The organism is Streptomyces sp. NPDC127108 (genome assembly GCF_042677545.1).
Classification (GTDB): Bacteria; Actinomycetota; Actinomycetes; order Streptomycetales; family Streptomycetaceae; genus Streptomyces.
Genome location: NZ_JBHXTE010000077.1, coordinates 1 through 25993, shown reverse-complemented (window position 1 = coordinate 25993; position 25993 = coordinate 1). Strand labels below are relative to the sequence as shown.

Below are 25993 nucleotides of genomic sequence, written 5' to 3'. Positions count from 1 at the left end.
CGCCGCTGGGGGCCCCCCTGCGCGGCCACGCCCCTCCCCTACTCCCGTCGCTCCGGCTCCGGATCCGTCGGCTCGTCGGCGACGATCCGGGAGAAGCCGTGGGACTCGGTCATCCGGCCGTCGGGCGTGAAGGTGTAGAACGCCATGACCTCCGTGGCCACCCGCTTCTTGCGGGTCGCCGCGTGGATCGTCAAGCGGGCCGCGATCCGGTCGCCGTCCGCGATGGCCTCGTGCACCTCGAACCGGGCCTCGTCGTCCGCCGCCAGGTTCTTGCGTACGGGGCGGATGTGCGCGAGGAGCCTGTCCCAGTCGAGGCGTATGCCGTCGCTGACCATCATGATCTCGGGGGTGTAGAAGCGGGCCATGGCGGGGGCCGGGTCGTGGTCGCCCCGTACGACCTGCTCGTGGAACGTGGTGAAGAAGTCGGTGATGAACTGCTCGGGCGTGCTCTGGGCCAGCGGCTTCATGGTGCTCCCCTCCGGGCGCGGCGAAGCGGGGCGGTTCGCGCGACACCACCCCACTAACTCTTACAGCCTGTAAGATATGGAGCAGCCGATAACTTTGACAAGGTGTAAGAGTTGAGCATTCCCCCTTCTGCTTCTCCTGGCTCTCCTGCCTCTCCTGCTTCCCGGCGCCGCGCCGACGCCCAACGCAGCCGTACCGCCGTCCTCGACGCGGCCGTCCAGCTCCTCGGCGAACGCCCCGACGCGGGCATGGCCGCCGTCGCGACCGCGGCCGGAGTCACCCGGCAGACCGTCTACGCCCACTTCTCCTCGCGGGACGACCTGCTCACGGCGGTCGTGGACCACATGACGGAGCGGGTGGCGGCGGCGATGGACGCAGCGGGCGCCGACCAGGGCCCCGCACCGGACGCGCTCCTCCGGCTGCTCGACGCGGCCTGGCGCGCCGCCGAGACCTACCCGGCACTGGCCAGGCTCGGCGCCCGCCCGGCGCCGCCCGAGGAGGACAGCGCCCGCCACCAGCCGATCGCCGACCGCATCGCGCGCGTCCTCCAACGCGGCCGGGAAGCGGGGGAGTTCGACCCGGCACCCGCACTGTCCTGGCAGGTCGCGGCCGTGATCGCACTGAGCCACACCACGGCCGAGGAGATCCGGACCGGCCGTGTCCCCGCCGCCGACGCCACGGCCGCACTCCACTCCGGGCTGCTGCGCCTCCTCGCGAGGCCCGCCGCCGGGGAGGCCTGACACCTCGTTCCTCCCCGCCCGACCGAGTGCGAGGCGCCCTCCGCGTTGCGCCCGCAGGCTCGACGCGACAAGGTCGAAGCATCGGGTGAGACCTACCAGGAGGGCAGGCGCATGCCCATCGCAACGGTGAATCCGGCGACCGGTGAGACCGAGCGGACCTTCGAACCACTGGGGGCCGAGGAGGTCGAGGAGCGACTGGGCCGGGCAGCGGCGACCTTCGAGCGCTACCGCACGACCCCCTTCACCGACCGCGCCGCCCTCCTGCACCGCGCCGCCGACCTCCTCGACGAGGACGCGGACGCCGTCGCGCGCACCATCACCACGGAGATGGGCAAGCCCCTCGCGGCCGCCCGCGCGGAGGCCGGGAAGTGCGCCAAGGCCATGCGCTGGTACGCCGACCACGCCGAGGAACTGCTGGCCGACGAGCACCCCGCCGAGGGGGATGTGCGCGACTCCGGCGCGAGCAAGGTGTTCGTGCGGTACCGGCCGGTCGGCGTGGTCCTCGCCGTGATGCCGTGGAACTTCCCGCTCTGGCAGGTCGTGCGGTTCGCCGCGCCCGCCCTGATGGCGGGCAACGTCGGGCTCCTCAAGCACGCCTCGAACGTGCCGCAGACCGCCCTGTACCTGGCGGACCTCTTCCGCCGCGCGGGCTTCGACGAGGGCTGCTTCCAGACGCTGCTCATCGGCTCCGGCGCCGTCGAGGGCGTCCTGCGCGATCCGCGTGTCGCCGCCGCGACGCTGACCGGCAGCGAGGGCGCGGGGCGTGCGGTCGCCGCCGTCGCCGGGGACGAGATCAAGAAGACCGTCCTGGAGCTCGGCGGCAGCGATCCGTTCGTCGTGATGCCGTCGGCCGACGTGGCGGCCGCCGCGCGTACCGCCGTCACGGCGCGCGTGCAGAACGCGGGCCAGTCCTGCATCGCCGCCAAGCGCTTCATCGTGCACACCGACGTCCACGACGCCTTCATCGAGGGGTTCAGCGCGGGCATGCGGGAGCTGACCGTCGGCGACCCGACGGCCGAGGGCACCGACGTGGGCCCGCTGTCCAGCGCACAGGGCCGGGCCGACCTGGAGGAACTGGTCGAGGACGCCGTGCGCCGGGGCGCCGTCACCCACTGCGGCGGACAGCGGCCCAAGGGGCTCGACCAGCGGTTGAGCGAGGGGTTCTTCTACGAGCCGACCGTGCTGTCCGGGATCACGCCCGAGATGCGCATCCACTACGAGGAGACCTTCGGGCCCGTGGCCACCGTCTACCGGGTCGCGGACCTGGACGAGGCGGTCTCCGTCGCCAACGACACGTCCTTCGGCCTGAGTTCCAACGCGTGGACCGATGACCCGGCAGAGCAGGAGCGTCTCGTACGCGACCTGCGGGCGGGCGGTGTCTTCTTCAACGGCATGACCGCCTCGCACCCGGCGTTCCCGTTCGGCGGCGTCAAGCGTTCCGGGTACGGCCGTGAGCTGGCCGGGCACGGCATCAAGGAGTTCTGCAACGCCACCACGGTGTGGTTCGGCGCGTGAGGCGCGCCGCGATCGGAAGGTGGTGCGGCGGAGGTGGTGCGGCGCGGTCGGGAGGTGGTGCGGATGGAGCCCGTCGAGGCGCTGAGCCGGATCGCCTTCCTCCTGGAACGCGCCCAGTCCCCCACGTACCGGGTGCGCGCCTTCCGTACCGCCGCGGCCGCCGTCGCCGCCCTCTCGCCGGACGAACTGGCCGAGCGGGTGCGGTCGGGGACCCTTGAGGCGCTGAAGGGCGTCGGCCCGAAGACGGGTCAGGTGGTGCGGGAGGCGTTGCGCGGCGAAGTGCCCGCGTATCTGGCCGACTTGGAGGAGGCGTCCAGCAAGCCGCTGGTGTCCGACGGTGGCACGCGGCTGCGGTCCCTGCTGCGCGGCGACTGCCATCTGCACTCCGACTGGTCCGACGGCGGCAGCGGGATCGAGGAGATGGGCCGCACCGCCGCCGCCCTCGGCCACGAGTGGGCCGTGCTCACCGACCACTCGCCACGCCTGACGATCGCACGCGGGCTCTCCCCGGACCGGCTGCGCGAGCAACTGCGCGTGGTGGCCGAACTCAACGCGAAGTGGGCGCCGTTCCGGCTCCTCACCGGCATCGAGTGCGACATCCTGCCGGACGGCGGCCTCGACCAGGAGCCCGAACTCCTCGCCCGGCTCGACGTCGTGGTCGTCTCCGTCCACTCCAAGCTGCGCATGGACGCGGCCGCGATGACCCGCCGCATGCTGAAGGCCGTGCGCAACCCGCACGCCGACGTCCTCGGCCACTGCACCGGCCGGCTCCTCGGCGGGCGGGGCCGCCCGGAGTCGGCGTTCGACGCCGACGCGGTGTTCGCGGCCTGCGCCGAGTCCGGGACGGCCGTGGAGATCAACAGCAGGCCCGAACGCAAGGACCCGCCGAGGCGGCTCCTGCGCCGGGCGGTCGCCGCGGGCACCCTGTTCGCCATCGACACCGACGCCCACGCACCCGGCCAGCTCGACTGGCAGATCATCGGGTGCGCGCGGGCAGAGGAGTGCGAGGTGCCGGCCGAGCGCGTGGTCACCGCGTGGGGCGTGGACGAACTGCTGGCGTGGACGGGCGGGGCCGGGGCGTCGGCGTAGCGGCGGCCGGAGGCTCAGCCGCCGGTCAGGGTGCGGCCGAGGAGCGGGAGCAGCCGGTCCCAGTGGCGTCGCAGCGCGCCGGGGTCGAAGGCCGCGGTGTCGGCCATGGTGAAGCCGTGGACGGCGCCGGGGTGGATCTCGATGGTGTGGCCGACGCCCGCGGAGTCCAGGGCCTGGTTCAGCTCGCCGATGGTCTCGGGCGTCATGTCGTCCTCGGCGAGGCCGAGGTGGACTTCGGCGGTGAGCTCGGGGACGCGGAGGTGCGGGCTGTCGGGTGCGTCGGTGACCAGGGCCCCGGGGTGGAATCCGGCGACGGCGGCCACCCGGCCGGGGTGGGCCGTCGCGGTGCGCATCGCCAGGACGGCGCCCATGCAGTAGCCCAGCACGCCGACGGGGCCCGCGCTCACCTCGGGCTGACCGGTGAGGAACGTGAGGTAGGCGTCGGCGTCGCGCAGGACGCGTTCGGTGGTGTGGGCCTCGACCAGGGGTATCAGCTGGGCGAAGAGCCCTGGGCGGTCCTCTTCGCCGATGTGCTCGGGGAGTTCGACGACCGGTGTCGGGCCGTGCCGGTAGTAGACGTTGGGGACGAGCACGTAGTAGCCGTGCCCGGCCAGTTCGCGCGCCATCTCCTCCAGGACGGGCCGGAGGCCGAAGGCGTCCATGTACAGCAGCACGCCCGGGTGCCGCGCGCCGTCGTCGGGGAACGCGGCGAAGGCGTCGGCCTGTCCGTCCGGGGTGGGGATCCGCAGTGTCTTCGTGGGCATGGTCACGAACCTAACAGTGATGATCAACTCTGCCGTTGCCGGGGAGGTTAGCCCGGTGGGGACCGGCGCGGACGTGCGCCCGTACCCCTTGCAGGCCGAACAGGATGAGCAGTTCGACCGCGCCGCCGTCCGCGCTGCCCAGCCAGTGCGGCACGGCCGTGTCGAACTCGGCCGCCTCACCGGGCGGCAGCGTCAGGTCACGGTCGCCGATCACCAGGCGCAGACGGCCGCTGAGCACGTACAGCCATTCGTAGCCCTCGTGGGTCTGCGGGGTCGGTTCGAGGGGTTCGGGGCGGGCGGGGATGATCATTTTGAAGGCGTGCACGCCGCCCGGCCGCCGGGACAGCGGGAGGAAGATCATCCCGAACCGCTCGATCGGCTTCAGGTGGATCCGCGGGTCGCCCGTGCGCGGGGCGCCGACGAGGTCGTCCAGCGGCACGTCGTAGATGCGGGCCAGCGGCAGCAGCAGCTCCAGGCTCGCCCGGCGCTGTCCGCCCTCCAGCCGGGACAGGGTGCTCTCCGACACCCCGGTCGCCGCCGCGAGGTCGGCGAGCGTGATGCCGCGCTCGCGGCGCAGTGCCCGCAGCCGCGGCCCCACCGCGTCGAGTACGTCTTCAGTTCCACGGTCCACGAGCCCATCTTGCCGGAACCGCAAGATTGCGTGCCAGTTCCCGCAGGGCCCGCCGAGACTGGGCGCATCCCGACACAAGGAGCCTCGATGAGCACCGACGACGCGGTCACATTCTGGGAAGACGTCTACGGCGGCCGACCGGCGGCCACCCGGCCCCGGCCGAACCAGCGCCTCGCCGAAATCGTCCCGGGCTTTCCGCCCGGCGAGGTCCTGGACCTGGGCTGCGGCGACGGCGGTGACGCGCTGTGGCTCGCCCGCCAGGGGTGGCGGGTCACCGCCGTCGACATCTCGGCCGTGGCGGTCGAGCGGCTCGCGGGCCTCGCCCGCGCGCACGGCCTGGGCAACCGGGTCGTCACCGCGCGGCACGACCTCCAGGAGTCCTTCCCGCAGGGCGAGTACGACCTGGTCTGCGCCCACTACCTCCAGACCCCCTTCGCCCTGGACCGGGCGAAGACCCTGCGGACGGCCGCGCACGCGCTGCGCCCTGGCGGGCGGCTGCTGGTCGTCGACCACGGCTCGGCCGCGCCGTGGTCGTGGAACCAGGACCCCGACACGCACTACCCGACCCCGCGGGAAGTCGCCGCCGGCATCGGCCTGGACCCGGCGACGTGGACGGTCGAGCGGGCCGACGCACCCCGCAGGACCGCGACCGGACCGGACGGCCGTACCGCTGACGTCATCGACCACGTCCTGCTCATCCGCCGCACGGCCTGACCCGGAGCCGAGGCCCTTTCCAGGACCACGCCCCCCGAAGGAGAGAGCACCACCATGGCCACCACCACCCGCCGCGCCCGCCGCGGCGACACCCCGCCGCCCCGCACCGGAAACAGCGAGGCCGACGTCCTGCGCGGCTTCCTCGACTACCTGCGCACCTCGATGGCCGCGAAGGTCGACGGCGCCCCCGAACCACAGGTCCGCACGGCCGCGGTGCCGTCGGGCACGAACCTGCTCGGCCTGCTCCAGCACCTCACGTTCGTCGAACGCGCGATCTTCCTCGGGGACCAGGTCACCGACTGGCAGGCGACGTTCCGCGCCGCGCCGACGGACAGCGTCGCCGACGTCGTCGCCCGCTACCGGGAGGCGGTCGCGCGCGCCGACGAAGTCCTCGACAGCTGCGCCGATCTCAGCGCACCGGTCCCCCGGCCACGCCCCGGAAAGCCCGCCCCCAGCATCCGCTGGGCCCTTGCCCACATGATCGAGGAGACCGGCCGCCACGCCGGCCACGCGGACATCCTCCGCGAACTGATCGACGGCGCGACGGGCCGCTGACTCCCGGACCTCGTCTCACGCCAGGCGCCGTGACCGTCGTGCGGGCACCCCGGGCAACGCGCCCCGCCGTACCCGTATCGGCGGGCCGTTCCGCACGTTGGCCCGGTGAACTTGCCGGTTCCGTGAGACGAGAGACGAGAACTCAGCACGATGCGCGCTCATCCCCGCAGGCGTCCTGTCGGACGGGTCCTGCTCCTGTTCGCCGCCCTGGCCCTCCCCCTGAGCCTCGGTCAGGCACCTGCCCCTGCCGCGGCCCTCGCTCCCCCACCCACCGCGGCACCCTCTGTCGCCCCCGTCGGCCCCGTCCTCGACCAGGACTTCCCCGACCCGGACATCGTCAAGGCGGGCCGCACCTACCACGCGTACGCCACCCACGGCAGCACGCAGAACATTCAGCACGCCACGTCCGCCGACCTCACGCACTGGAAGGCCGACGGCGGTGACGTGCTGCCGGAGCTCGGGGCGTGGGCGCTGCCCAAGCGTGACCTGGTGTGGGCTCCGGAGGTGTACGACAACGGCGACGGCTACACGATGCACTACACCGCCCACGACCGCGCGAGCGACAAGCAGTGCGTCGGCGTCGCGCTGTCCGACTCACCGGACGGGCCGTTCCGGCCGGTCGGCGACGGGCCGTTGATCTGTCCGGCGGCGCAGGGCGGGGCGATCGACGCCTCCAGCCACACCGAGGGCGGGCAGCGGTACGTGCTGTGGAAGAACGACGGCAACTGCTGCGGCCTCGACACCTGGCTGTACCTCCAGCCCACATCCTGGGACGGCACCCGCGTCACCGGGGAGCCGGTCCCGCTGGTCAAGCGGGACCAGGAGTGGGAGGGCCCGCTCGTGGAGGCGCCCACGCTGGTGCGGCGCGGCGGCCGCCATGTGCTGTTCTATTCGGCGCACTTCTACCGCGGCGACCAGTACCTGACCGCGTACGCGGTGGCGGAGAAGCTGACCGGCCCGTACGTGAAGACGTCCGCCCCGCTCATGACGACGGGCGGCTTCTCTGGTGCCGTACGGGGGCCCGGAGGTCAGGACGTGGTGACCGGCCCGGACGGCCGTGACCGCATCGTCTTCCACGGCTGGAACGCCGATTACACGCAGCGGGCCATGTACCTCGCCGGTCTGAGCTTCGAGGGCGGCCGACCGGTCGTCGGCGGTATCGAGGTGCCGTCGAGGCCGTCGTCCACTGCGGCGGACGCCTGGGTGGCCGACGTGGCCGACGTGGCCGACAACCGGCGCGGTCACCCGCAGAGGTGAGCGGCCACCCGCAGGGGTGAATCCCCGGGCCGGTGACCTGAGTTTGCGGGGGTCCGGGGTCCCGCACCGCCGCGTCCCGCTTGCTTCCGGCTTCTCGGGATCAATACATTCCCGACCTGCTGGGGCACGCCCGTCCCGGGGCAGGAAGCAGCGGGGGCGGGACGCCGTCGCCGGGCCATCCAGGGGGCTGTTCGCGATGACCGACCACGGAGGACGCGAGCACCCCCCGGCCCACGGCGGACGTGAGCACCGCGCCGCGGCACGGCGGTTGGGCGGGGCGCTGCGGGCTCTGCAGCAGCGTTCGGGACGTACGTTGCGGAGCCTTGAGGAGCAGGTACGGATCAGTGACTCCTCGCTCTCCCGTTACTTCCGGGGCGACACCGTGCCGCCCTGGCCGGTGGTCCGTGACGTGTGCCGTGCGCTGGGCGGCGACCCCACCGAGTTCCGGGCGCTGTGGGAGGCGGCCGATCGCAGTCGGCCGGAGCCGCCGCCCGAGCCCACGGCGCCGTCGCCCTCCGCTCCCGGTCGGATCGCCCTCGTCCGGGCCCGCCTCACCGGCCGCTGGGCGTTCGCGACGGCGGGCGCCCTGGCCGGGCTGCTCGCCGGTGTCGTCGTCGCCGTGCTGACGCTCCAGTCCGCGCCCTCGGGTCCCGCCGCCGGTTCCGGCGCGCCCACCGGTTCCTCCGGGCAGGCCCCGGTCGCGGAGGGGAGCGTACGGGCCGAGGAGGCGTCGGCCGACGCGACGAAACCGCCCGAGGCGACGCGGATCCTCGTCAGCCGGGCCACGGGCAACTGCCTGGACGACAGCCTCGACAAGGGCCTGCGTTCCTACGCGTGCAACGGGATGCCGTACCAGTGGTGGACCGTCAACCGGTCCGCCGACGGCGGCCGTCAGCTCCGCAACCACGCCACGGGGAAGTGCCTCGACGACAGCGGGAAGGGACTGCGTACGGTGCCGTGCGGCGCCGACCCGTCCCAGCGGTGGCTGTTCGTCGCGGGAGCCGACGAAGCGGTGGGGGTGCGCAACACGGTCACGGGGAGGTGCCTGGCCGACCACAGCCGTCCGGGTCTGCGGGCGTTGCGCTGCGCGTCCACGCGGCACCAGAAGTGGGCGTGACCGGCGGCCGTACCGCCCGTCGTCGCCGGTCGCGCCGGGCCGCACGCAGCGGCGCCGGAGCACACGCGGAGGGGGACGGCGGGGGCCAGGAGGCGCCGACTGCTCGTGCGTGTACCTCGACACGCACCGAACGAGCGGTTTGCGGAAGGGTCTCTTCCGGGGGGTGTCACCGTCGGTGGACTCTCGCCGAGAAGGCCGCCGTCCGCCTCTTGGCGCGGAGCGGCGGCGTGGAAGGCCTCACTGGGAGAGCGCTGAGGCCTGACCCCGAGGAGCGACGACATCATGGCTGCACACAGGAGGACGGTCCGGAGCGTGCTCGCCGTCTGTGCCGCGGTGGCCCTGGCGACCGCCCTGCCCACCAGCGCACAGGCCGCCACCGGCAAGTTCCACTACAGCGGCACGGACGGATCCAACAATCTGCTGGTCAACCCCACCGACGGCATCTGCCTGGAGCTCACAAGGACCTCCCTCGGCGTCGACAACCAGACCGACACCAAGGCCACGGTGTACGCGGGCTCCGGCGCGTTCCGCTGCCAGGGCGCCAAGGAGGTCGTACCGGCGGGGACGGGGGTGACCTGGGGGACCTACCGGGCCAACTCGGTGTGGTTCGGGACCGGGGCGCCGTAGCCGCGCGCCGTCACGTCGAAGTGCCGCTGTGCGCGGCGGTGTTGAGGGCGTGAGGTGCCGCGATCGGCCCGCGAGGACGCACGACCGCCGAGAGCATGACCGCGCCCGCCGCCACCGCGGCCGCGTACACCACGGCCGCGACGGCGAGGTCCTCCGGCAGCCTCGTACCGGCGGGCCGCGTCAGCGCCCCGTAGGACGTGAACAGCAGCCTCCAGGCGCTCCACGCGAAGAGCGAGCCCGATCCCAGCCAGCCGAGGGTCAAGGCGATCCAGCGCGGCAGCCACAAGGACGGTGCCCCGTCCGGTCCGGACGCACTCGCCGACCCGACCGGCGAAGGCGTCCGGCCAACGCCGTCTGAGGTAGGCGGGCAGGGCGAGGGCCAGGCCGAGTGCGCAGGCCCCAGGGCCGGACCAGGGCGAGGGCCGTGGCGATCCCGGTGCCCGCCATGGCGACGGTCACGGCGTTGAGCACCACCCACCCGGCCGGACCGAACGAGTCGTCGATCGGCAGCAGCCCCGCCATCGCGCCGATCACCCAGGAGATCTTGATCAACGCGTAGGGCGTCATCGCGAGCGCCGCGCCGTACGCCGCCAGCCGCCCCGCCCGATCCAGCCGCCCTGCCCGATCCAACCGGTCCATCGAGGGTTCCCCTTCGCTTCCCGCCGAGAGCCCTCACCCTCGCGGGCGGCCCCACCCGTCGCGTCATCCGTCGGGGCCCGTCCCGCTCCCCCGTCCGGTGGAGGCAGGGTCAGCCGTGCGTCAGGGCGTGGCGGGGCGCGGTCATCCGGACGTGGCGGGGCACGGTCAGGGGACGCGGTCGGGGCTTCGTGGGGTACGGGGCGCTCCGAGGTCGTCCAGGAAGTCGGTGTAGCCGCACAGTCGGGCGGTGTAGTCGCGGATCAGGGCCACGCACTCGTCCAGGTCCTGGGTCTCCACCTCGGGCAGTTCCCGCAGCACCTCCCAGAGTTCGTCGCCGTCACCGGGGTCGGGGTCGGCACCCGCCTCGCCCGTCACGACGAACATCCCGTCGCGCAGGTCCACCAGCACCGCCACCCGGGCCTCGCGCCGGTCACCACGCCACGCCCCGCCCACCAGGTCGAACGAGACGCCGACGGAGACATGGGCCTGGACCGCGGGCGGCATGATCCCGCCGTAGCGCGGCGTGACGGCGCCCTGGTGGGCGAGGAACTGGTCGTATCCGTAGGACTGGAAGTCGCGCACCGCGTCGTTGAGCGCTGCCATGAGTACGGCCGCCCCCGCGGCTGCTGCGTCCATGGCCTCAGGATAGGACGGGCCTCCCCTTCCGCCCCACGGATGTTCCGGAGAGCGGGCGGGCGGGGCCTCTTACAGGGCCATCCATTCGCGAGAGGTGGTGACTTCGTCGAGAACGTCCGGCAGTGGTACGACGCCGAGGCCGGGGCCGGTGGGGACGTCGAGGTGGCCGTCGGCGAGGACGAAGGGTTCCGTGATGTCGGTGGCGAAGTAGCGGTGCGAGCCGGAGGTGTCGCCGGGGAGGGTGAAGCCGGGCAGCGCGGCCAGGGCGACGTTGGCGGCGCGGCCGATGCCGGTCTCCAGCATGCCGCCGCACCAGACGGGGATGCCGTGCGCGCTCGCGATGTCGTGGATGCGGCGGGCTTCCAGATAGCCGCCGACCCGGGCGGGCTTGACGTTGATGACGGAGCAGGCGCCGAGGGTGATGGCCGCGGCCGCGTGTGCGGCGGACTCGATCGATTCGTCCAGACAGATCGGGGTGCGCAACTGCTTGGCGAGCGCGGCGTGCTGCACCAGGTCGTCGTTGGCCAGGGGCTGTTCGATCAGCAGCAGGCCGAAGTCGTCGAGCGCGGTGAGGTGCTGGGCGTCCGCCAGGGTGTAGGCGGCGTTGGCGTCGACCTGCAGGAGCAGCTCGTCGCCGAAACGCTCACGCACGGCGCGTACGGGCTCGACGTCCCAGCCGGGTTCGATCTTCAGCTTGATCCGGACGTAGCCCTCGGCGATGTAGGCCTCGACGGCGTCGATGAGTTCGGGGACGGAGTCCATGATGCCGACGGAGACCCCGCACGGAACCCGGTCCCTGGCGGCACCCAGATAGGAGCCGAACGACTCGTTCGCGCCACGGAGTTGGGCGTCGAGGAGGGCGGTCTCCAGCGCCGACTTCGCCATGCGGTGACCGGTGAAGGGGTCCAGGATCCGGCCGACCGCCTGCACGTCCAGGCCGTCCTTCGGCAGGGCGGGGATCAGGAACTCGCGCAGGACGTGCTGGGCGCCGTCGACGTACTCGGAGCAGTAGCGCGGCTCGGACATGGCCGCGCACTCGGCCCAGCCCTCGCCGTCGGCGGTGACGACGCGGACCAGGAGTACGTCGCGGCTGGTCTCCACGCCGAAGGAGGTACGGAACGGGGCGACGAGCGGCATCGCGATCCGGCGCAGTTCGACGCCGGAGATCTTCGTCTTCATGGTGGGTGGCTCCCTTGCAGGCGGCGGTTTCGGATCAGGGTCAGGAGTGGGACTTCGGATGAGGATCAGGAGTGGGGTGAGGATCAGGGGTGGGACGGGGTGCGGCGGACCACGTAACGGCGGCGGTCGTGGAAGCCGACGACACGGGCGCCTTCGGCGAGGAGGCCGCCCAAGGTGTGCCGTACGGCGAGGCGCCAGGCCCGGGCGGCGCCGGGATCCGTGCGGCGCAGGGCCTCGATGTCGTCCGGGAGGTCGATGAGGACGATGTCGGCGTCGGTCGCGTTGGTCTCCGGGCGGCCTTCGTGATCGCGCAGGCCGTGGACGGCTCCGGCGGGAAGCTCGACGGCCTCCCGCGCGGCGGGCGCGGTGAGGTCCCAGGCGGCGAGGACGCGGTCGGACTCGTCGCCGCCGTTGATGGCGTCGTCCATCGCGCCGTAGAAGGAGGTCAGGTAGTCCTCCGGGCGTGCGCCGAGTTTGACGAGGTTGAAGTAGGCGTTGCGGCGGATGAGCGGGTCGTAGGTCCAGGTGATGCGCGTCAGCCGACGGGCGAGGGCCCACTGCCGCTGGTGCGTCTTGAGGGCGAGGCCCACGCCTCGGCCCATGACGGCGCCGGTGATGTGCGAGTGCAGGCTGGTGCCTATGGGTTCGCCGAAGAAGGCGACGGACGCCCCGACCAGTCGGCCGTCCTCGTACGCCCCGGCCACGTAGTTGCCCGCGTGGGAGAGGGCCCGCATCGCCTCGGCCGAGAGGGGCGAGTGGCCGGGTTCGCTCCCCCAGATGTCGGCGTAGAGGACGCTGACCGCTTCGAAGTCGTCCATGTCGTGGAGTTCGCGGATGGTCGATCCGTGCACGGCGGCTGATTCCTTCAAGAGGGTCGCCGCGTCCGGGAGGGTCGGTCCGGTCATCGCACGGCTCCGACGAGGTGGGCCAGGAGCCGGGCGCGGTCCGGCATGGTGGCGGTGAGCACGTGTTCGTGGTCGGCGTGCGCGCCGTCGCCGACCGCGCCGAGGCCGTCGAGCGTGGGGCATCCGGCCCCGGCGGTGTAGTTGCCGTCGGAGGCCCCGCCCACGGCGGTCTGCGACAGCGGGCCGAGGCCGAGCCACACGGCTTCCTCGGCGGCCAGGGCGAACAGTTTCCGGGAGGCGTCGACGGCGAGGGGCGGCCGGTTGGGTCCGCCGTCGATCTGGAGGCGGGCCGCGGGGTTCTGCGGCTCCAGGTTCTTGATGAGCCGGTCGACCGCTTCCTGCGCCGCCGTGGTGGGTACGCGGACGTCCACGCTCAACTCGGCCCGCGCGGGCACCGTGTTGCTCGCCGTGCCCGCACGCATCACGGTGGGCGTCACGGTCGTGCCGGGCCCGGTGGAGGCGGTGACGGTGCCGGCGACGCCCTGCAGGGCGAGGAGTTGGTGGGCGAGTTCGGTGGCCGCGTTGACGCCCTTCTCCGGTTCGAGGCCGGAGTGGGCGGCGCGGCCGTGGACGGTGATGTCGTAGAGGGACACGCCCTTGCGGCTGGTCTTCAGGGCGCCGCCGGGTGCCGAGGGCTCCAGGACGAAGGTGGCCGTGCACTGGCGCGCGAGGTCCTCGATGAGCCGGCGGGAGGTGTCCGAGCCGGTCTCCTCGTCTCCGGTGACGAGGACGCAGAGGCCGTCGAGGGACGGCAGCAAGGCGAGGGCGTGGAACATCTGGACGAGCCCGGCCTTCATGTCGAAGACCCCGGGGCCGCGGGCGATGCCCTGCTCCACCGACCAGGGGTGGGTGGCGAGGGAGCCGATCGGCCAGACGGTGTCGTGATGGCCGAGGAGCAGGATGCGCGGCGTGCCGAAGGTCCAGCGCACGTGGGTGACGCCCTCGGTGACCAGGGTTCGGGGTGCGGCGCCGAGCAGTCGGCGGCCCTGGGCCGCGACCACCTGGGCGCTGCGGGCCACGGCGGCGTGATCGGCCGAGTAGGACTCGCAGGTGACGAGTTCTTCGAGGTCGGCGAGCATGGCGTCCAGGCTCGGCGCCGGGGCCACTGGCCGGTCCGGCTTCGCGGCGGGGCTTTCGTCGTGCGGCACGGGTGAGTCCTCCAGGGTGGGGTTGACCACCACACTGAACCGGCGGCGGGAGCCGCGTGCGTGCGTGGTGAGGTGGCGCGTTGCGTGCGTGGTGAAGTGGCGCGTTGCGTGCGTGGTGAAGTGGCGCGTGCGTGCGTGCGTGCTGAGGTGGCGATCTGAATCGGCGTCAGGCCAGGTGCTTGCTCATGAGCCGCCGCATGTTCCCGCCCAGGACCTTGAGGATGTCCTCCTCGGGCAGGCCCCGGCGGACCATCGCCTCGGTGACCCGGGGCATGTCGGCCGGGCCCTCCAGGCCGGGGAAGCGGAACATGGGGTCCTCGTCGTCGGCGTTCTCGCAGCAGGGCGGGGTGAGGTCCGCGATGATCTCGTCGAGAAAGTCCGCCCCGAGGCCGACGTGGTCGATCCCCGCGACCGAGACGACGTGCTCGATGTGGTCGACGACCCGGTCGACGCCCACCCTCGACTCGTCGTCGGTCAGGAAGTCCGCGACGAAGTTCACGCACACCAGGCCGCCGGTGTCGGCCACGCCGCGGATCTGCTCGTCGGTGAGGTTGCGGTGGTGGTCCCGCAGCGCGCGGGCGCAGGAGTGGGTGGCGATCAGCGGGCGGGTGGCGAGCTCCAGGACATGGGCGACGCCGCCGTCTCCCAGGTGGGAGATGTCGAAGAGCATGCCCAGGCGTTCCATCTCCCGCAGCGCCTCGACGCCGGGGGCGGTCAGGCGGCTGCCGGTGGCGTTCTCCCGGCTGCCGTCGGCGAGCGGCGTACGTCCCCAGTGGGCGATCGAGGCGACGCGTACGCCGAGCCGGTGCATGGTGGCGAACAGTTCGACGGAGGCGTCGACACCCGGGGCGCTCTCCAGCGCGAGCACGAGGGCGATCTTGCCCTCCGCGAGTGCCCTGTCGATGTCGGCGCCGTCGCGGCACAGGGCGACGTGTGCGGCGTTGGCCTCGGCGATGACGTGGCCGCACTCGATCATGCGGAGGGTCTGCCGCAGCGCTCCTTCGGGGCGGTACTGCTCGTCGATGAACACCGGCAGGACCTGGATGTCGATGCCGCCCGCGCGCAGCTGCGGCAGCCACTGCTCCCGGAAGAAGCCGCCCCACCGCTTCGGCGGCCGGGCGGAGACGGCCATGAGGAGGTCGTTGTGGGCATCGGCGACGACGGCGCGGTGGTGGAGGCCCAGAGACACGACGGAACCTTTCGCGTGGCGGGGAGCGGGGGCCGCCCTGCGGCACTGCGTCGAGGGGCAGCGCGACAGGGGCGGGGAGCAGGCCGGGGCGGGCGGACCGGGTCCGGGTACGGGACCGGCTCCGGAACGATGCGGGCGTACGGGACACAACGTACGCACGACGAACCCTCGGGATCTTGGTCCAGCGGGACAAACCAGCGGGCCGATGCTTGGACGCCCGGACAAATCCCGAGCGCGGCGCGGTCTTTAGAGTGGCGGACCACTACCCCCCCTGCACCCCATGTGACCTCATCCGTCACACCGCACGTATGCAGAAGGAGACACCCATGCGACGCAGGACAAGCGCTGCCGTGACCGTGGCGTTCACGGCCTCTTTGCTGACGGCTCCAGCCGTGTCGGCCGCGTCCGCCGATCCTGCCGGGTCACCGCGGTGTGACGCCAAGCCCATCCAGGCGGCGCTGAAGGCACTGAAGGGTGCTGGCGCCTCGGGGATCAGCGTGACGGTGAAGAGCCCGCGCTGCGGGGTGCGGAAGAACGGCGTCGGCCTCGCCGACCTCAGGACGGGCCGCAAGGCCGTCGGCGACGAGCACAGCAGGATCGCCAGCAACACCAAGACGTGGACGGCCACGGTCGTGCTGCAGCTCGTCGGCGAGGGCCGGATCAAGCTCGACGACACCGTCGACGACCATCTGCCCGGTCTGATCCGCACCAAGGTCTACGACGGCCGCAAGATCACGATCCGGCAGCTGCTCCAGCACACCAGTGGCCTGCCCGACTACCTGGAAGCGCCGTTCTGGGAGGACGACGAGAAGCACCGCTGGGATCACATCGAGCCCCTGCTGACGGTCAAGCAGGCGCTGGAGCTGCCGCCGCCCGACGACAGGACCCCGGACGGCTTCTCCTACTCCAACACCAACTACAACCTCGCCGGGCTGATCGTCACGAAGGTGACGGGCCGGAGCATCGGCACCGAGATCAAGCAGCGGATCATCAAGCCCCTCGGGCTGCGCGAGACGTACTGGCCCGGTGACCGCGTCACGATCCGCAAGCCGGACCTGCGCGGCTACGTGGACCGCGACGGCACCCTGGTGGACAAGACGGAGTGGAACACGTCCGCGGCCGACGCGTCGGGGGCGCTGGTCTCCTCCGGTGCGGACGTGAACGCCTTCTGGACGGCGCTGATGTCCGGGAAGCTCCTTGCCCCGGCGGAGCTGGCCGAGATGAAGCGGACCATTCCGGATGACTCCGCGGGTTCGCGCTACGGCCTGGGGGTCGAGCGGTACGAGCCCGGGCCGGGCCTCGTCGCCTGGGGCCACAGCGGCTACATGGAGACCGGCCACAAGCTCAGGAACGCCGTCACCGACGACGGCAAGCGCGCCGTGACCCTGCTGATCGGCTCGGAGTCGTTCGACGAGAAGAAGGTGGACTCGGTCGTCAACCGGCTCATCCGCGATCTGCGCTGACCCGTGGGCTCCACACCTCTGGGCTGCTGACCAGCGGGCGTCGTGCTCCTGGGTCCGGCACCCCGAGGTCGCGGCACCGGTGCACGTCACGGAAGTGCGCCGGTGCCGCGCCTCACCCTGGCCGGGACGTGCCGGTGAACCCGGCTCCGGCGGCACCGTCGATCCCGGTGAGGGTCCTCAACTGCAGCCAGAGGACCAGCCGTTCGTCGGCGTTCTCCAGGTCGATGCCGAGCTGGCGGCCCGCCTGCTTGAGGCGGTAGCGGCAGGTGTTGGGGTGGACGGAGAGTGCCTTGGCCGCGCGCGCCACGTCGCACCCGGCGTCGAACCAGGACACCAGGGTGCGGGCGTAGTCGGTGCCGTGCTCGGCGTCCGCCGTGAGCACCCGCCGCCAGGCCCCCTCCTTGAACTCCCGCCGCTCGCGCATCACTTCGGAAAGCCGCAGCAGCGTCACCCGGGGCCGCACCTCGTCGACCGTCGCGACCGGCAGCGCGTCGTGCAGCAGCCGCAGGACCAGATCCGCGTCGGCGCGCGAGTCCGCCACCCCGCCGAGGTCCGGCACCGCCGCGCCGAGCGCCGCCCGCACCGGCACCCTCAGCGACCGCCCGGCCCGGCGCACGATGTCCTCCGCCAGCCGCCGGTGCCGCCGGTCGCCCGCCGCCCGTTCCTGCGGTACGCGCTCCGCGCCCGGCTCCCCCGACGCGGGCAGCAGCGCGTACACCACGCCGTCCAGAAGCACGCACGCGTGCCGCCCGTAGCGCGCCTCGCACTGCAGGCGTACGACGTCGAGCAGCCGCAGCGACGTCCGCTCGGCGTCCGGCACGCTCGCCGCCGAGTCCAGCACGAACGCGGCCACGCGCACCGCGTCCAGGCCCAGGCGGTGCGCGGCCGTCGAGGCGTCCGCCGAGCCGTCCAGCAACCGGCGCAGCAGGTCGGTGTTCTGATGGCGTGCGAGCTCCTGGGCGGCGCGGGTACGCAACAGGAGCAGCGCCGCCGTGGACGCGCCCTGGGCCAGGGTCTGCTCGGCGTCCGGGGCGAGCGTGCCGTCGTCGACCACCCACACCGAGCCGAGCGCCTCGCCGCCCGCCCGCACCGCGGTGGCGAGCCTCGGCAGGACGCCCGTCTTGAGCGGGGGCAGCCGCACCGGCTTGTCGGCGGCGAACACCAGCCGGACCTGTTCCGCGTTGTCCAGGCTGCCCGGGACCTGAAGGCCCAGGATGCCCTGGCGGCGGTCCTCGTCGACCGGCTGGCCCGGCACGGTGGAGTAGGCGAGGATCCGCCCGCGCGGATCCTCCACGGCCGTCGCCCCGCCGGTCGCCGCGGCGATGGCGTCGGCCAGCGCGAACAGGTCCCCCAGGCCGCCGCCGTGGGTGGACCGGCCGTCGATCGCCGAGGCCAGCATCAGGTGCACGTGGTGCCAGGCCGCCTCGTCGTCGACCGTCAGGAGCGCGACTCCGCACTCCTCGGCCACGCCCACCGGCCCGTCCCCACCCCGCAGCACGACCCCGGCCATCCCGGCCTCCGCCGCTGCCCGAACCAGCGTTTCCGCCCCGGCCGCCGGCACGCCGACCGCGAGCAGCAGGGCTCCCGGCGCGTGCGGCAGCGGAACGTGCGCGTCGTACAGCAGCACCTCGGTGACCGCGGTGGCGGATCCGGCGGGCGCGGTGGACAGCCGCAGCGACGAGCCGCCCACGACATCCACCAGGTCGCCGAGCGTGCAGGCGTCCATGGGTGCTCCTCGTCGTGTCGTCCTCGGCCCGGACCGGGCTGCCGTCCCGGCACCCCAGATTGCTCCCCCGAGGCATCCGACCGATTGGCGGATCCCCACAGAAACGTAGGCTTCTGTTGTCCGGAATGACAACCCTGGCCGTCCGGGGCGGCCGCGACGCGGGGCATCGCGGGCGCGGAGCGGGTCCGTCGGGCGCACACGGTGACGGCCCGGCTCCCCGAGGGTGCCGGGCCGTCCGTCATGTCACGCTTCCGCTCAGCGGACGTAGACGTGAGAGGACGTAGATGTGAGCGGACCTCGATGTGAGCGGACCTCTGCCTCAGCGGATGTTCACGTCAGCGGATGTTGACGTCGATGCACGCATAGAAGGCGTTGGCCGTGTCGCCGATGTTCCAGACCGCGAGGACCTTGTGCCTGCCGGTGGCGCTGCCGAGGTTCACCTGGTGCGAGACGGTCGCGGGGGGCTGCTGGTTGCCGCCGTCGATGGTGGCGACCTTGGTGCCGTCGACGAAGTACTCGTAGTTCGCGGTGCGGTGCCGGGCGGTGAACGTCCAGGTGAACGTCTGTGTCCTGCTGACGTCGCTGACCCGCCAGCCCTTGTTGTCGTTGTCCAGCTCCGCGAACCTCGCGTTGCCGCCACTGCAGCTGCGCAGCCCCTTGGGACCCTCGACGCTCTGCGGTTCCCACTTGATCTCGCCGCACGACACCGTGCCCTGGGCGCACTGCGCCTGACGGCTCGCGGGTGCGTTGACGTATCCGTGCGCGCTGGCCGAGCCGGTCGGCAGGGTGAGGGCGAGGACCGGTGCCAGACCGGCGCCGATCGCGGCGGCTATCTTCCGCTTCTTGTCCATGCGTACTCCTTCACGGCATTGCTTCATGGGGGGGGGTGACGTGAAGTGCTCTTGTGGGGGGTGGCGGTGCGGCGGCCGGTGTGAGCCGTGGGGCCTGATGTTCGCGGCTGCCGATTAGTCTGGACCATAGACTTTGGCAGGTCACGGTCAAGGGCGATTTCGGGCCATGTCTCGCGACACCGTCACAGGGCGCCGGGATTCCGCTCGGGCTCCGGTCGACTTCCCGGCTTCCCGGTTCCCCGGCTTCCCGATGGCTGCCGACTTCCGGTCAGCCTCCCGTCAGATACCGCGTGAGCATCGCGACGAGTTCGTTCTCGAGGCGGCGGGCGTCCAGCGAACGCGGCGCCGCCACGAGTTGATGGACGGCGAGATCGACCGCGCACGTGACGAGATGCGCGGCCACATCGATGTCGGTGACCCGGACCTCGGGGTGGCTCGCGAGCAACTCCCGCGTATAGGCCACCCGTTCCCGGTCGTGCCGGGCCATCCGCTCCATCAGCTCGGGGGCGCGCGGCGTCTGCTCCGCCATGACCTGCAACAGTTTCGGGTCGTCGAGGTGGTTGTCGATCACGGCGCGCACGAACCCGCGCATGATCGCCTCGAGCGGGTCGCGCCGGTCGCCGTCCTGGCGCTCCCTGAGCGCCGCCGCCCCGGCGTCGAGGTGCCGGGTCACCAGCTCCAGGAGGATCGCGTCCTTGTTCGGGTAGTACTGATACAGCGAACCGATCGAGATCCGCGCCCGCTCCGCGATGCGATTCGTGGTCCCCGCCGCGTACCCGTACTCGGCGAAAACGTGAGCAGCCGCGGCGAGGATGCGCTGCCGGGTGAGCTCGGCCCGCGCCTGACGCGGTTGTTTACGTGCTCGAAGCGCGTGCGGGTCCGACGCCATGCCACCCTCCTCGGCGCCCCTCGAAAGCGAGTAGCGCAAGATGCGAGTAATTGCTCACAATAGTGCCACGACCTGCGGGTAAGCGGTGCACGGCCGATATGGACGGGCACTGCGGGCCGCGCCCCACCAGCCCCAAGGAGCCTTCGTGACGCACACCGGCGTCCGCCCCCGGCGGCTTTCCCCGGCCGAAGTCCGCGAGCGGCTCGGGCCGCCCGACGCCATGGTCGAGGCGAAGATCCTCGACCGCATCGACGAGCACTTCCGCCGCTTCATCGCGCACTCCCCCTTCGCCGCCCTGGCGACGGCGGACGCCGCGGGCCGCGCCGACTGCTCGCCGCGCGGCGACTACCCGGGCTTCGTCAAGGTGCTCGACGAGCACACCCTCGCGATGCCCGACCGGCCCGGCAACAAGATCGCCGACTCGTTCCGCAACCTGGCGGAGAACGACGGCGTCGGGCTGTGCTTCCTCATCCCCGGAGTGCGCGAGACCCTGCGGGTCAACGGCAGCGCGTACGCCACCGACGAGCCCGACGTCCTCGCCCGGATGCACACCGAGGGCCGCGAGGCCGAACTGGCCCTGATCATCGAGGTGGAGCAGGCCTACTTCCACTGCGGCCGCGCCCTGGTCCGCTCCCGGCTGTGGGACCCCGCGAGCCAGGCCCTGGCCGACGAGATGCCCTCGGCGGGCGAGCTCGTCACCTCTCAGCTGGGCTGGGACGTCGACCCCAAGGTCGTCGACGAGGGTCTTGAGGACGCTTACCACACGCTCTACTGACGCCACGTCAGCCACGTCCGTCACGTCAGTCGTGGCAGCCACGCCCGGCGCGTCAGCGAACCGCTCGCCCCCCGGACCCGGCCAGCCCCCGGCCCGCCCCTCCACCGACCCATCACCCCACCGATCCGCCCGAGGTGAATCAGCGATGCAGGCGCAGCACACCGTCATCGACCGCGTCGACCAGGTGGCCGAGGACGTCGTCTCGCTCGTCCTGCGCGCCGCCACCGGCCCCCTGGCTCCCTGGGAACCGGGCGCGCACATCGACCTGACGCTGCCGAACTGGCTGACCCGGTCGTACTCGCTGTGCGGGGACCCGGCCGACCAGGAGCACTACCGCGTCGCGGTGCGCCACGACCCGCTCAGCCGGGGCGGCTCGGAGTACATCCACCACTACTTCCGTCCGGGCCGGGCCCTCGAAGTGTCGCCGCCCCGCAACCACTTCCCGCTCCTGCCCGCGCCGGGCTACCTCTTCCTCGCCGGCGGCATCGGCATCACCCCGCTGCTGCCGATGCTGTCCGCGGCCGTCGCGGCGGACATCCCCGCCGCCCTCGTCTACGTGGGACGGTCGACGTCGACCATGCCGTTCGCCGAGGGGCTGCGCTCGCGGTACGGCGACCGGGTGCGGCTCGTGGCCACCCGCGCGGACGGCCGACCGGACCTCGGTACCCTGGCCGCCTCCCTCGCACCCGACACCCTGGTCTACTGCTGCGGCCCCGCCCCGATGATCGCCGCGGCGCAGGACGCCTTCCCCGCGGAGCGGCTGCACACCGAGCGGTTCCGCCCTGCCGCCCGGACCTTCGCCCCGAACACGCCCTTCGAGGCCGTGTGCGCCCGCTCCGGCCGGACCGTCCCGGTCGCCGCCGACCAGTCGCTCCTCGACGCCCTGAACCGCGCCGGGCACCCGGTGCCCTCCGGCTGCCGCGAGGGCGTGTGCGGCAGCTGCGAGCTCACCGTGCTCTCCGGCAGCCCCGAACACCGCGACGACATCGGCGCCCCCGCCGGTCGCATGTACCCGTGCGTGTCACGCGCTCTCACCCCGCAACTGCGCCTGGACATCTGACCGGAAGGAACGCGGGTCCGCCCTCAGGGGAACGCGGGGCCGCCCTCGCGGGCGACGGCCTCACCGAGTGGCCCCACGTCCGGGCAAGGCGTTCACGCATCTGAACGTGCGGAACCCAACCGAGTTCGGCCTCTACGAACTCGACATCGCCACCGGCGAGTTGACGGCCGTGGCGCAGAAACCCGGCCAGGCCGCGGGCCGGCTGCACACGCCCACCGGTGAGCTGTACTCCCGGACCCTGACGGCTGACGGTGACATCGAGTTGGCGCAGCGGCGACCGGACCCGGCAGGTACCGCGCGGCCGACCGCTTCCTCACCCGGTACCTCGGCGGGCGGCCGGAACCGCAGTAGTGGACGCCGCTGACCAGGAACGTCCCGTTCAGCGCGGTCGCGCAGGCGCGCCCCGGGGAGCGGACGGACCGTCTCCGCAGTCGCCGACCTGCGGAAGTCTCCACGAGTTCACCGATATGGACACCACCGGTACCCGCAGTACCGTACGGTTTCTCGTACACGGTACGACGAGAGGCTGCCGATGAAGCGCGCCTCCGTGGCAGTCTCTAGCCAGTCGGCTGGCTTTTGTTGAACGGCCAGGAAGGAACGACTCAATCCGATCGCGGATTGTCCAACGGGGTGTCGAGGAACGATAGATTCCGGTCTCGGAATGCCAACGGGGTGTTGTCTCACGATTGATTAAGTGATGTTGCATGGCTCCGAGTCCCGGCCTGACCAGCCTGCGGGAGTCAGCCGCGGACGGGTCCCCGGCCACACGGCAGCAGAGCCCTCCCCTCCTCCACACGCCGTCCTCGGGACGGCGCCCGGAGCGTGGCCGCCGCCGTCACTCGGAGCATCGCAGACCGACCAGCATCCGCTGCACTCACTGTGTGAGGAGTTCGTCATGCAAGCGTTAGGTGTCCTCGTCGTGGACCGGCATCCCGTCATCAGGTACGCCCTCTCATCCTTGCTGGACACCAGAGTGGCGTGGACCGCCGAGGCGGCGACGAGCGACGAAGCATGGAAGGTCGTCAGGAACTCCTGCCCCGGTGTCGTCGTGCTCGAACTGGAACTGGAGGGCACGACCAGCGGCGCCGACCTGTGCCAGCAGGTGAAGGCGATGGAGAACTCGCCCCGGGTCGTGGTCTTCACCGGGGACACCTCACCCGGCGCCGTCGTCGCCGCCATCTCCGCCGGGGCCGACAGCTTCCTCCACAAGAGCGTGGGCAGCGCCGAACTGGTGGACGCGGTCGTCCGCACCCACCTCGGCCAGCGCATGTGGATACTCGGCAAGAACGAACGCGACCACATAGACGTCCGCAGCGTCACGTCCGACGGACTGCCCGCCATCACCCGCAGGGAAGAAGAGGTGCTGAGCCTCGTCCTGCGGCGGTACACCAACGAGGAGATCGCCGGTGAACTCTCCCTGGCCCCGCAGACCATAAAGAATCAAGTCAGCAGCGCGCTGCGGAAACTGGGCGTCAGCGGACGCCGCGAGCTGTTCCGCAAGTACTCCTTCCAGGCGGGAGTGGCCACCGGAGCCAGAGGCTGACCGGCCGGAGCGCCCCCGCAAATGTCATCCCCCGCAGATCTCGGCCCGTGCGGACGTCATCGCAGTCGTCGTCGCAGTCGTCATCACCTGCCACCCGGACGGCCCTGGACGAAATCGCGCGCCCCGGCACGCGCGCCCGGGGAATCGATGATGTCGGCCAGCAACTCACGATGCGAGCGGTACTCGTCGGCCAACTCCCCGTCGCGGGCCCGGGCCAGGACGGCCTTGCTCGCGAGGACGGCGTGCTCCGCGTGCGCGGCGATCCTCTCCCCCAGCTCACAGGCGGCGGCGACGGCCGTCCCCGCGGGCACGACGCGGTTGACCAGACCGAGCGCGAAAGCGCGCTGTGCGTCGATGGGTTCGCCGGTCAGAGCCATCTCCATCGCCACGACCGGTGCGATCGCACGCGGCAGCCGCAACAGACCGCCGGCCGCGGCCACAAGCCCCCGGCGCACCTCGGGCAGCGCGAACCTGGCGTCCACCGACGCCACCACCATGTCGCAGGCGAGCACCATCTCGAAGCCACCGCCTACCGCGGCCCCCTCCACGGCGGCGATCAGCGGCTTGGCAGGCGGCCGCTCCGTGAGACCTCCGAAGCCGCGATCCGGCAGGGAGGCCCGCTCGCCGCGAGCGAACGCCGCGAGGTCCATCCCGGCGCAGAACGCCGGCGGAGTACCCGTGAGCACGCCCACCCGCAGCTCCTCACGGTCGTCCAACTCCGCGAAGGCCGCGGCGATCCGCTCCGCCATGGCACGGGTCAGCGCGTTGCGCACCCGGGGCCGGTTCAGCCGCACCACGAGGACCGGGCCGCGCCGCTCGACGAGCACATCGGCGGCGCTCCCGGGGGCGTCGCCGTCGGCACGGTCCTCTCCGCGGCCGCCGTCCGCCGCGGCGGCGCGGCCCTGCCTGAGCTCTCCGGTCACACCTCTGCCCACCCTGAATCGGCGTGTTACGGGGGTTTGACCAGCAAGCGTAGTGCGGTCCGTGGCGGCCACCTACGACCTGGAAGTACTCGTCCTGACGCCCGTTTGAGTACCCCCGATGACTGTACGGGCACGCCCGCGCACACGTGCAATCCCTATGCGGGAGGGGGGTCGTCCCCGATACCGCCCGACGAGGGAGAGGTTTGCCATGGACGCGCTGACGGAGGCACTGCAGGCCGATGCGCCGCCCCGCGAGTGGGAGGGCCTGGCGCCGCCCTCCGCCTATCTGGCGGCGCATCTGCGGGCCGAGGACATGGACCGGTTCGCCCCCGGCGAGGAACGCGACGTCCGGACCACCCTGCACGTCGACACCGTGCCGATGCCGGAACTCGCCCCGGACGAGGTCCTGGTGGCGGTGATGGCCAGCTCCATCAACTACAACACCGTGTGGTCGGCGACGTTCGAGCCCGTGCCCACGTTCTCCTTCCTCCAACGCCTCGGCCGCCAGGGCGGGTTCGCCGCCCGCCACGACCAGCCGTACCACGTCGTCGGATCCGACGCGGCCGGCGTGGTCGTGCGCGCGGGAGCGGGCGTGCGGCGCTGGGCCGCGGGAGACCACGTCGTGGTGAGCTGCGTCCAGGTGGACGACCAGGAGCCCGCCACGCACGCCGACGGCATGCTGGGCACCGAGCAGCGCATCTGGGGCTACGAGACGAACTTCGGGGGCCTCGCCCACTACGCCGTGGTGCGCGCCAGCCAACTGCTTCCCAAGCCCACGCACTTGACGTGGGAGGAGGCCGCGTCCGTGCTGCTCACCGCGGCGACGTCGTACCGCATGCTGGTGAGCGACAAGGGGGCCCGGATCAAGCAGGGCGACATCGTGCTGATCTGGGGCGCCGCGGGCGGACTCGGCGGCTACGCCCTGCAGATGGTGAAGAACGCCGGGGGCATCGCCGTGGGCGTCGTCGGCTCCGAGCGCAAGGCCGAGGCGCTGCGGCAGCTCGGCTGCGACGTCGTCATCAACCGTGCCGAGCTCGGTCTCGACGCGGTGTCCGACCCCACGCCGGAGCAGACCATCGAGCTGGGCAAACGCCTCGGGCGGGCGATCCGGGACGCGCTCGGCGAGGACCCGCACGTCGTCTTCGACTACGTCGGCAGGGCGACGTTCGGGCTCTCCGTCTTCGTGGTCCGGCGCGGCGGCACCGTGGTCACCTGCGGTTCGAGCACCGGCTACGACCACCACTTCGACAACCGCTACCTGTGGATGAACCTCAAGCGCATCGTGGGCAGCCACGCCGCCAATCTGCAGGAGCAGTGGGAGTGCAACCGGCTCTTCCAGCTCGGGCACCTCACCCCCGTCCTCTCCGACGTGTATCCGCTGGAGAAGGTCGGCGAGGCGGCCGCGCTCGTCCAGCGCAACGAGCACCTCGGCAAGGTGGGCGTGCTGTGCCTGGCGCCCGAGCCCGGCCTCGGCGTCACCGACCCCGAGCGGCGCCTGGCCCTCGACCCGGAGGGAAAGAACCCGTTCGCGGCGCGGCGGCCCGCACGGGCCTGAACGGACATGAGAGTGCGGGCCCGCGCGATGCGCGGGCC

Annotated in this window: 28 protein-coding genes; 15 read left to right on the top strand and 13 right to left on the bottom strand. The window is 72.3% G+C overall.

Annotated features, from left to right (window positions below; translation table 11 throughout):
• Positions 1-38 precede the first annotated feature (38 nt).
• Positions 39-467, bottom strand: coding sequence for a nuclear transport factor 2 family protein (locus ACFVHO_RS39070; RefSeq protein WP_385725286.1), 429 nt, complete (start codon positions 465-467; stop codon positions 39-41).
• 111 nt (positions 468-578) lie between these two features.
• Between ACFVHO_RS39070 and ACFVHO_RS39065 the strand changes: the two genes are divergently transcribed.
• The 3 genes from ACFVHO_RS39065 to ACFVHO_RS39055 all read left to right on the top strand — a co-directional run bounded on the left by ACFVHO_RS39065 (position 579) and on the right by ACFVHO_RS39055 (position 3809).
• On the top strand, positions 579-1205 hold the full coding sequence (locus ACFVHO_RS39065) for a TetR/AcrR family transcriptional regulator (RefSeq protein WP_385725285.1): 627 nt from the start codon (positions 579-581) through the stop codon (positions 1203-1205).
• Positions 1206-1316: 111 nt separating this feature from the next.
• On the top strand, positions 1317-2720 hold the full coding sequence (locus tag ACFVHO_RS39060; RefSeq protein ID WP_385725284.1) for an NADP-dependent succinic semialdehyde dehydrogenase: 1404 nt from the start codon (positions 1317-1319) through the stop codon (positions 2718-2720).
• Positions 2721-2783: 63 nt separating this feature from the next.
• Complete coding sequence (locus tag ACFVHO_RS39055; RefSeq protein ID WP_385725283.1) at positions 2784-3809, top strand: PHP domain-containing protein; 1026 nt, start codon at positions 2784-2786, stop codon at positions 3807-3809.
• 14 nt (positions 3810-3823) lie between these two features.
• On the opposite strand, the gene ACFVHO_RS39050 is transcribed toward ACFVHO_RS39055, so the two are convergent.
• Both ACFVHO_RS39050 and ACFVHO_RS39045 read right to left on the bottom strand, forming a co-directional pair.
• Positions 3824-4573, bottom strand: a complete 750-nt coding sequence (locus tag ACFVHO_RS39050; RefSeq protein WP_385725282.1) for a dienelactone hydrolase family protein — start codon at positions 4571-4573, stop codon at positions 3824-3826.
• 10 nt (positions 4574-4583) lie between these two features.
• Positions 4584-5204 (bottom strand): helix-turn-helix domain-containing protein, encoded by a 621-nt coding sequence (locus ACFVHO_RS39045; protein ID WP_385725281.1) that lies wholly within the window; start codon positions 5202-5204, stop codon positions 4584-4586.
• An 87-nt stretch (positions 5205-5291) separates the two neighbouring features.
• Here ACFVHO_RS39045 and ACFVHO_RS39040 point away from each other — a divergent pair, with 87 nt between their 5' ends.
• The 5 genes from ACFVHO_RS39040 to ACFVHO_RS39020 all read left to right on the top strand — a co-directional run bounded on the left by ACFVHO_RS39040 (position 5292) and on the right by ACFVHO_RS39020 (position 9474).
• The gene (locus ACFVHO_RS39040) at positions 5292-5918 is read left to right on the top strand and encodes a class I SAM-dependent methyltransferase (RefSeq protein WP_385725280.1); all 627 of its coding nucleotides are present in this window, start codon (positions 5292-5294) and stop codon (positions 5916-5918) included.
• Between the two features lie 54 nt (positions 5919-5972).
• A complete protein-coding gene (locus ACFVHO_RS39035; RefSeq protein WP_385725279.1) occupies positions 5973-6473 on the top strand; it encodes a DinB family protein in 501 nt (166 codons plus the stop codon).
• A 150-nt stretch (positions 6474-6623) separates the two neighbouring features.
• Complete coding sequence (locus tag ACFVHO_RS39030) at positions 6624-7730, top strand: glycoside hydrolase family 43 protein (RefSeq protein ID WP_385725278.1); 1107 nt, start codon at positions 6624-6626, stop codon at positions 7728-7730.
• A 196-nt stretch (positions 7731-7926) separates the two neighbouring features.
• The gene (locus ACFVHO_RS39025) at positions 7927-8847 is read left to right on the top strand and encodes a helix-turn-helix domain-containing protein (RefSeq protein ID WP_385725277.1); all 921 of its coding nucleotides are present in this window, start codon (positions 7927-7929) and stop codon (positions 8845-8847) included.
• A 282-nt stretch (positions 8848-9129) separates the two neighbouring features.
• Positions 9130-9474 (top strand): hypothetical protein, encoded by a 345-nt coding sequence (locus ACFVHO_RS39020; RefSeq protein WP_385725276.1) that lies wholly within the window; start codon positions 9130-9132, stop codon positions 9472-9474.
• Positions 9475-9484: 10 nt separating this feature from the next.
• On the opposite strand, the gene ACFVHO_RS39015 is transcribed toward ACFVHO_RS39020, so the two are convergent.
• Positions 9485-9760, bottom strand: coding sequence for a hypothetical protein (locus ACFVHO_RS39015; protein WP_385725275.1), 276 nt, complete (start codon positions 9758-9760; stop codon positions 9485-9487).
• 138 nt (positions 9761-9898) lie between these two features.
• Between ACFVHO_RS39015 and ACFVHO_RS39010 the strand changes: the two genes are divergently transcribed.
• Positions 9899-10033, top strand: coding sequence for a hypothetical protein (locus ACFVHO_RS39010; protein WP_385725274.1), 135 nt, complete (start codon positions 9899-9901; stop codon positions 10031-10033).
• A gap of 245 nt (positions 10034-10278) precedes the next feature.
• Here ACFVHO_RS39010 and ACFVHO_RS39005 read toward each other — a convergent pair whose 3' ends face one another.
• The 5 genes from ACFVHO_RS39005 to ACFVHO_RS38985 form a co-directional block, all read right to left on the bottom strand.
• A complete protein-coding gene (locus ACFVHO_RS39005) occupies positions 10279-10749 on the bottom strand; it encodes a hypothetical protein (protein ID WP_385725273.1) in 471 nt (156 codons plus the stop codon).
• A gap of 69 nt (positions 10750-10818) precedes the next feature.
• Positions 10819-11928 (bottom strand): o-succinylbenzoate synthase, encoded by a 1110-nt coding sequence (gene menC / locus ACFVHO_RS39000; protein WP_385725272.1) that lies wholly within the window; start codon positions 11926-11928, stop codon positions 10819-10821.
• An 83-nt stretch (positions 11929-12011) separates the two neighbouring features.
• Positions 12012-12833, bottom strand: a complete 822-nt coding sequence (locus ACFVHO_RS38995) for a GNAT family N-acetyltransferase (protein ID WP_385725271.1) — start codon at positions 12831-12833, stop codon at positions 12012-12014.
• Complete coding sequence (locus ACFVHO_RS38990) at positions 12830-13912, bottom strand: M20 family metallopeptidase (RefSeq protein ID WP_385725287.1); 1083 nt, start codon at positions 13910-13912, stop codon at positions 12830-12832. Before ACFVHO_RS38990 ends, ACFVHO_RS38995 begins: the two co-directional genes overlap by 4 nt.
• A 235-nt stretch (positions 13913-14147) precedes the next feature.
• Positions 14148-15170: a dipeptidase gene (locus tag ACFVHO_RS38985; protein ID WP_385725270.1), complete on the bottom strand. Its 1023-nt coding sequence runs from the start codon at positions 15168-15170 to the stop codon at positions 14148-14150.
• Positions 15171-15496: 326 nt separating this feature from the next.
• Here ACFVHO_RS38985 and ACFVHO_RS38980 point away from each other — a divergent pair, with 326 nt between their 5' ends.
• A complete protein-coding gene (locus ACFVHO_RS38980; protein ID WP_385725269.1) occupies positions 15497-16633 on the top strand; it encodes a serine hydrolase domain-containing protein in 1137 nt (378 codons plus the stop codon).
• 112 nt (positions 16634-16745) lie between these two features.
• Here the strand turns inward: ACFVHO_RS38980 and ACFVHO_RS38975 are convergent, their stop codons facing one another.
• The 3 genes from ACFVHO_RS38975 to ACFVHO_RS38965 form a co-directional block, all read right to left on the bottom strand.
• Positions 16746-18359: a PucR family transcriptional regulator gene (locus tag ACFVHO_RS38975; RefSeq protein ID WP_385725268.1), complete on the bottom strand. Its 1614-nt coding sequence runs from the start codon at positions 18357-18359 to the stop codon at positions 16746-16748.
• A gap of 335 nt (positions 18360-18694) precedes the next feature.
• Positions 18695-19210 (bottom strand): lytic polysaccharide monooxygenase auxiliary activity family 9 protein, encoded by a 516-nt coding sequence (locus ACFVHO_RS38970; RefSeq protein ID WP_385725267.1) that lies wholly within the window; start codon positions 19208-19210, stop codon positions 18695-18697.
• Positions 19211-19478: 268 nt separating this feature from the next.
• Entirely contained in the window at positions 19479-20099 is a 621-nt protein-coding gene (locus tag ACFVHO_RS38965) for a TetR/AcrR family transcriptional regulator (RefSeq protein WP_385725266.1), read from the bottom strand.
• Positions 20100-20244: 145 nt separating this feature from the next.
• Between ACFVHO_RS38965 and ACFVHO_RS38960 the strand changes: the two genes are divergently transcribed.
• From ACFVHO_RS38960 to ACFVHO_RS38945, 4 genes are all read left to right on the top strand, one after another.
• Positions 20245-20874, top strand: a complete 630-nt coding sequence (locus ACFVHO_RS38960; protein WP_385725265.1) for an MSMEG_1061 family FMN-dependent PPOX-type flavoprotein — start codon at positions 20245-20247, stop codon at positions 20872-20874.
• 145 nt (positions 20875-21019) lie between these two features.
• Positions 21020-21934: a PDR/VanB family oxidoreductase gene (locus ACFVHO_RS38955; RefSeq protein WP_385725264.1), complete on the top strand. Its 915-nt coding sequence runs from the start codon at positions 21020-21022 to the stop codon at positions 21932-21934.
• Between the two features lie 106 nt (positions 21935-22040).
• Positions 22041-22298, top strand: coding sequence for a hypothetical protein (locus tag ACFVHO_RS38950; RefSeq protein WP_385725263.1), 258 nt, complete (start codon positions 22041-22043; stop codon positions 22296-22298).
• A 531-nt stretch (positions 22299-22829) separates the two neighbouring features.
• A complete protein-coding gene (locus ACFVHO_RS38945; protein ID WP_385725262.1) occupies positions 22830-23477 on the top strand; it encodes a response regulator transcription factor in 648 nt (215 codons plus the stop codon).
• 83 nt (positions 23478-23560) lie between these two features.
• Here ACFVHO_RS38945 and ACFVHO_RS38940 read toward each other — a convergent pair whose 3' ends face one another.
• Positions 23561-24400: a crotonase/enoyl-CoA hydratase family protein gene (locus ACFVHO_RS38940; RefSeq protein ID WP_385725261.1), complete on the bottom strand. Its 840-nt coding sequence runs from the start codon at positions 24398-24400 to the stop codon at positions 23561-23563.
• Positions 24401-24608: 208 nt separating this feature from the next.
• On the opposite strand from ACFVHO_RS38940, the gene ccrA reads away from it, so the two are divergent.
• Complete coding sequence (gene ccrA, locus ACFVHO_RS38935) at positions 24609-25955, top strand: crotonyl-CoA carboxylase/reductase (RefSeq protein ID WP_385725260.1); 1347 nt, start codon at positions 24609-24611, stop codon at positions 25953-25955.
• Positions 25956-25993: the final 38 nt, after the last annotated feature.

Bases quoted from the DNA above. Each gene is read 5' to 3' on its own strand.
- ACFVHO_RS39070 (WP_385725286.1), bottom strand. From the start codon at position 467: ATGAAGCCGCTGGCCCAGAGCACGCCCGAGCAGTTCATCACCGACTTC.
- ACFVHO_RS39060 (WP_385725284.1), top strand. From the start codon at position 1,317: ATGCCCATCGCAACGGTGAATCCGGCGACCGGTGAGACCGAGCGGACC.
- ACFVHO_RS39055 (WP_385725283.1), top strand. From the start codon at position 2,784: ATGGAGCCCGTCGAGGCGCTGAGCCGGATCGCCTTCCTCCTGGAACGC.
- ACFVHO_RS39050 (WP_385725282.1), bottom strand. From the start codon at position 4,573: ATGCCCACGAAGACACTGCGGATCCCCACCCCGGACGGACAGGCCGAC.
- ACFVHO_RS39040 (WP_385725280.1), top strand. From the start codon at position 5,292: ATGAGCACCGACGACGCGGTCACATTCTGGGAAGACGTCTACGGCGGC.
- ACFVHO_RS39035 (WP_385725279.1), top strand. From the start codon at position 5,973: ATGGCCACCACCACCCGCCGCGCCCGCCGCGGCGACACCCCGCCGCCC.
- ACFVHO_RS39030 (WP_385725278.1), top strand. From the start codon at position 6,624: ATGCGCGCTCATCCCCGCAGGCGTCCTGTCGGACGGGTCCTGCTCCTG.
- ACFVHO_RS39025 (WP_385725277.1), top strand. From the start codon at position 7,927: ATGACCGACCACGGAGGACGCGAGCACCCCCCGGCCCACGGCGGACGT.
- ACFVHO_RS39020 (WP_385725276.1), top strand. From the start codon at position 9,130: ATGGCTGCACACAGGAGGACGGTCCGGAGCGTGCTCGCCGTCTGTGCC.
- ACFVHO_RS39005 (WP_385725273.1), bottom strand. From the start codon at position 10,749: ATGGACGCAGCAGCCGCGGGGGCGGCCGTACTCATGGCAGCGCTCAAC.
- menC (WP_385725272.1), bottom strand. From the start codon at position 11,928: ATGAAGACGAAGATCTCCGGCGTCGAACTGCGCCGGATCGCGATGCCG.
- ACFVHO_RS38995 (WP_385725271.1), bottom strand. From the start codon at position 12,833: ATGACCGGACCGACCCTCCCGGACGCGGCGACCCTCTTGAAGGAATCA.
- ACFVHO_RS38990 (WP_385725287.1), bottom strand. From the start codon at position 13,912: ATGCTCGCCGACCTCGAAGAACTCGTCACCTGCGAGTCCTACTCGGCC.
- ACFVHO_RS38980 (WP_385725269.1), top strand. From the start codon at position 15,497: ATGCGACGCAGGACAAGCGCTGCCGTGACCGTGGCGTTCACGGCCTCT.
- ACFVHO_RS38975 (WP_385725268.1), bottom strand. From the start codon at position 18,359: ATGGACGCCTGCACGCTCGGCGACCTGGTGGATGTCGTGGGCGGCTCG.
- ACFVHO_RS38970 (WP_385725267.1), bottom strand. From the start codon at position 19,210: ATGGACAAGAAGCGGAAGATAGCCGCCGCGATCGGCGCCGGTCTGGCA.
- ACFVHO_RS38965 (WP_385725266.1), bottom strand. From the start codon at position 20,099: ATGGCGTCGGACCCGCACGCGCTTCGAGCACGTAAACAACCGCGTCAG.
- ACFVHO_RS38955 (WP_385725264.1), top strand. From the start codon at position 21,020: ATGCAGGCGCAGCACACCGTCATCGACCGCGTCGACCAGGTGGCCGAG.
- ACFVHO_RS38945 (WP_385725262.1), top strand. From the start codon at position 22,830: ATGCAAGCGTTAGGTGTCCTCGTCGTGGACCGGCATCCCGTCATCAGG.
- ccrA (WP_385725260.1), top strand. From the start codon at position 24,609: ATGGACGCGCTGACGGAGGCACTGCAGGCCGATGCGCCGCCCCGCGAG.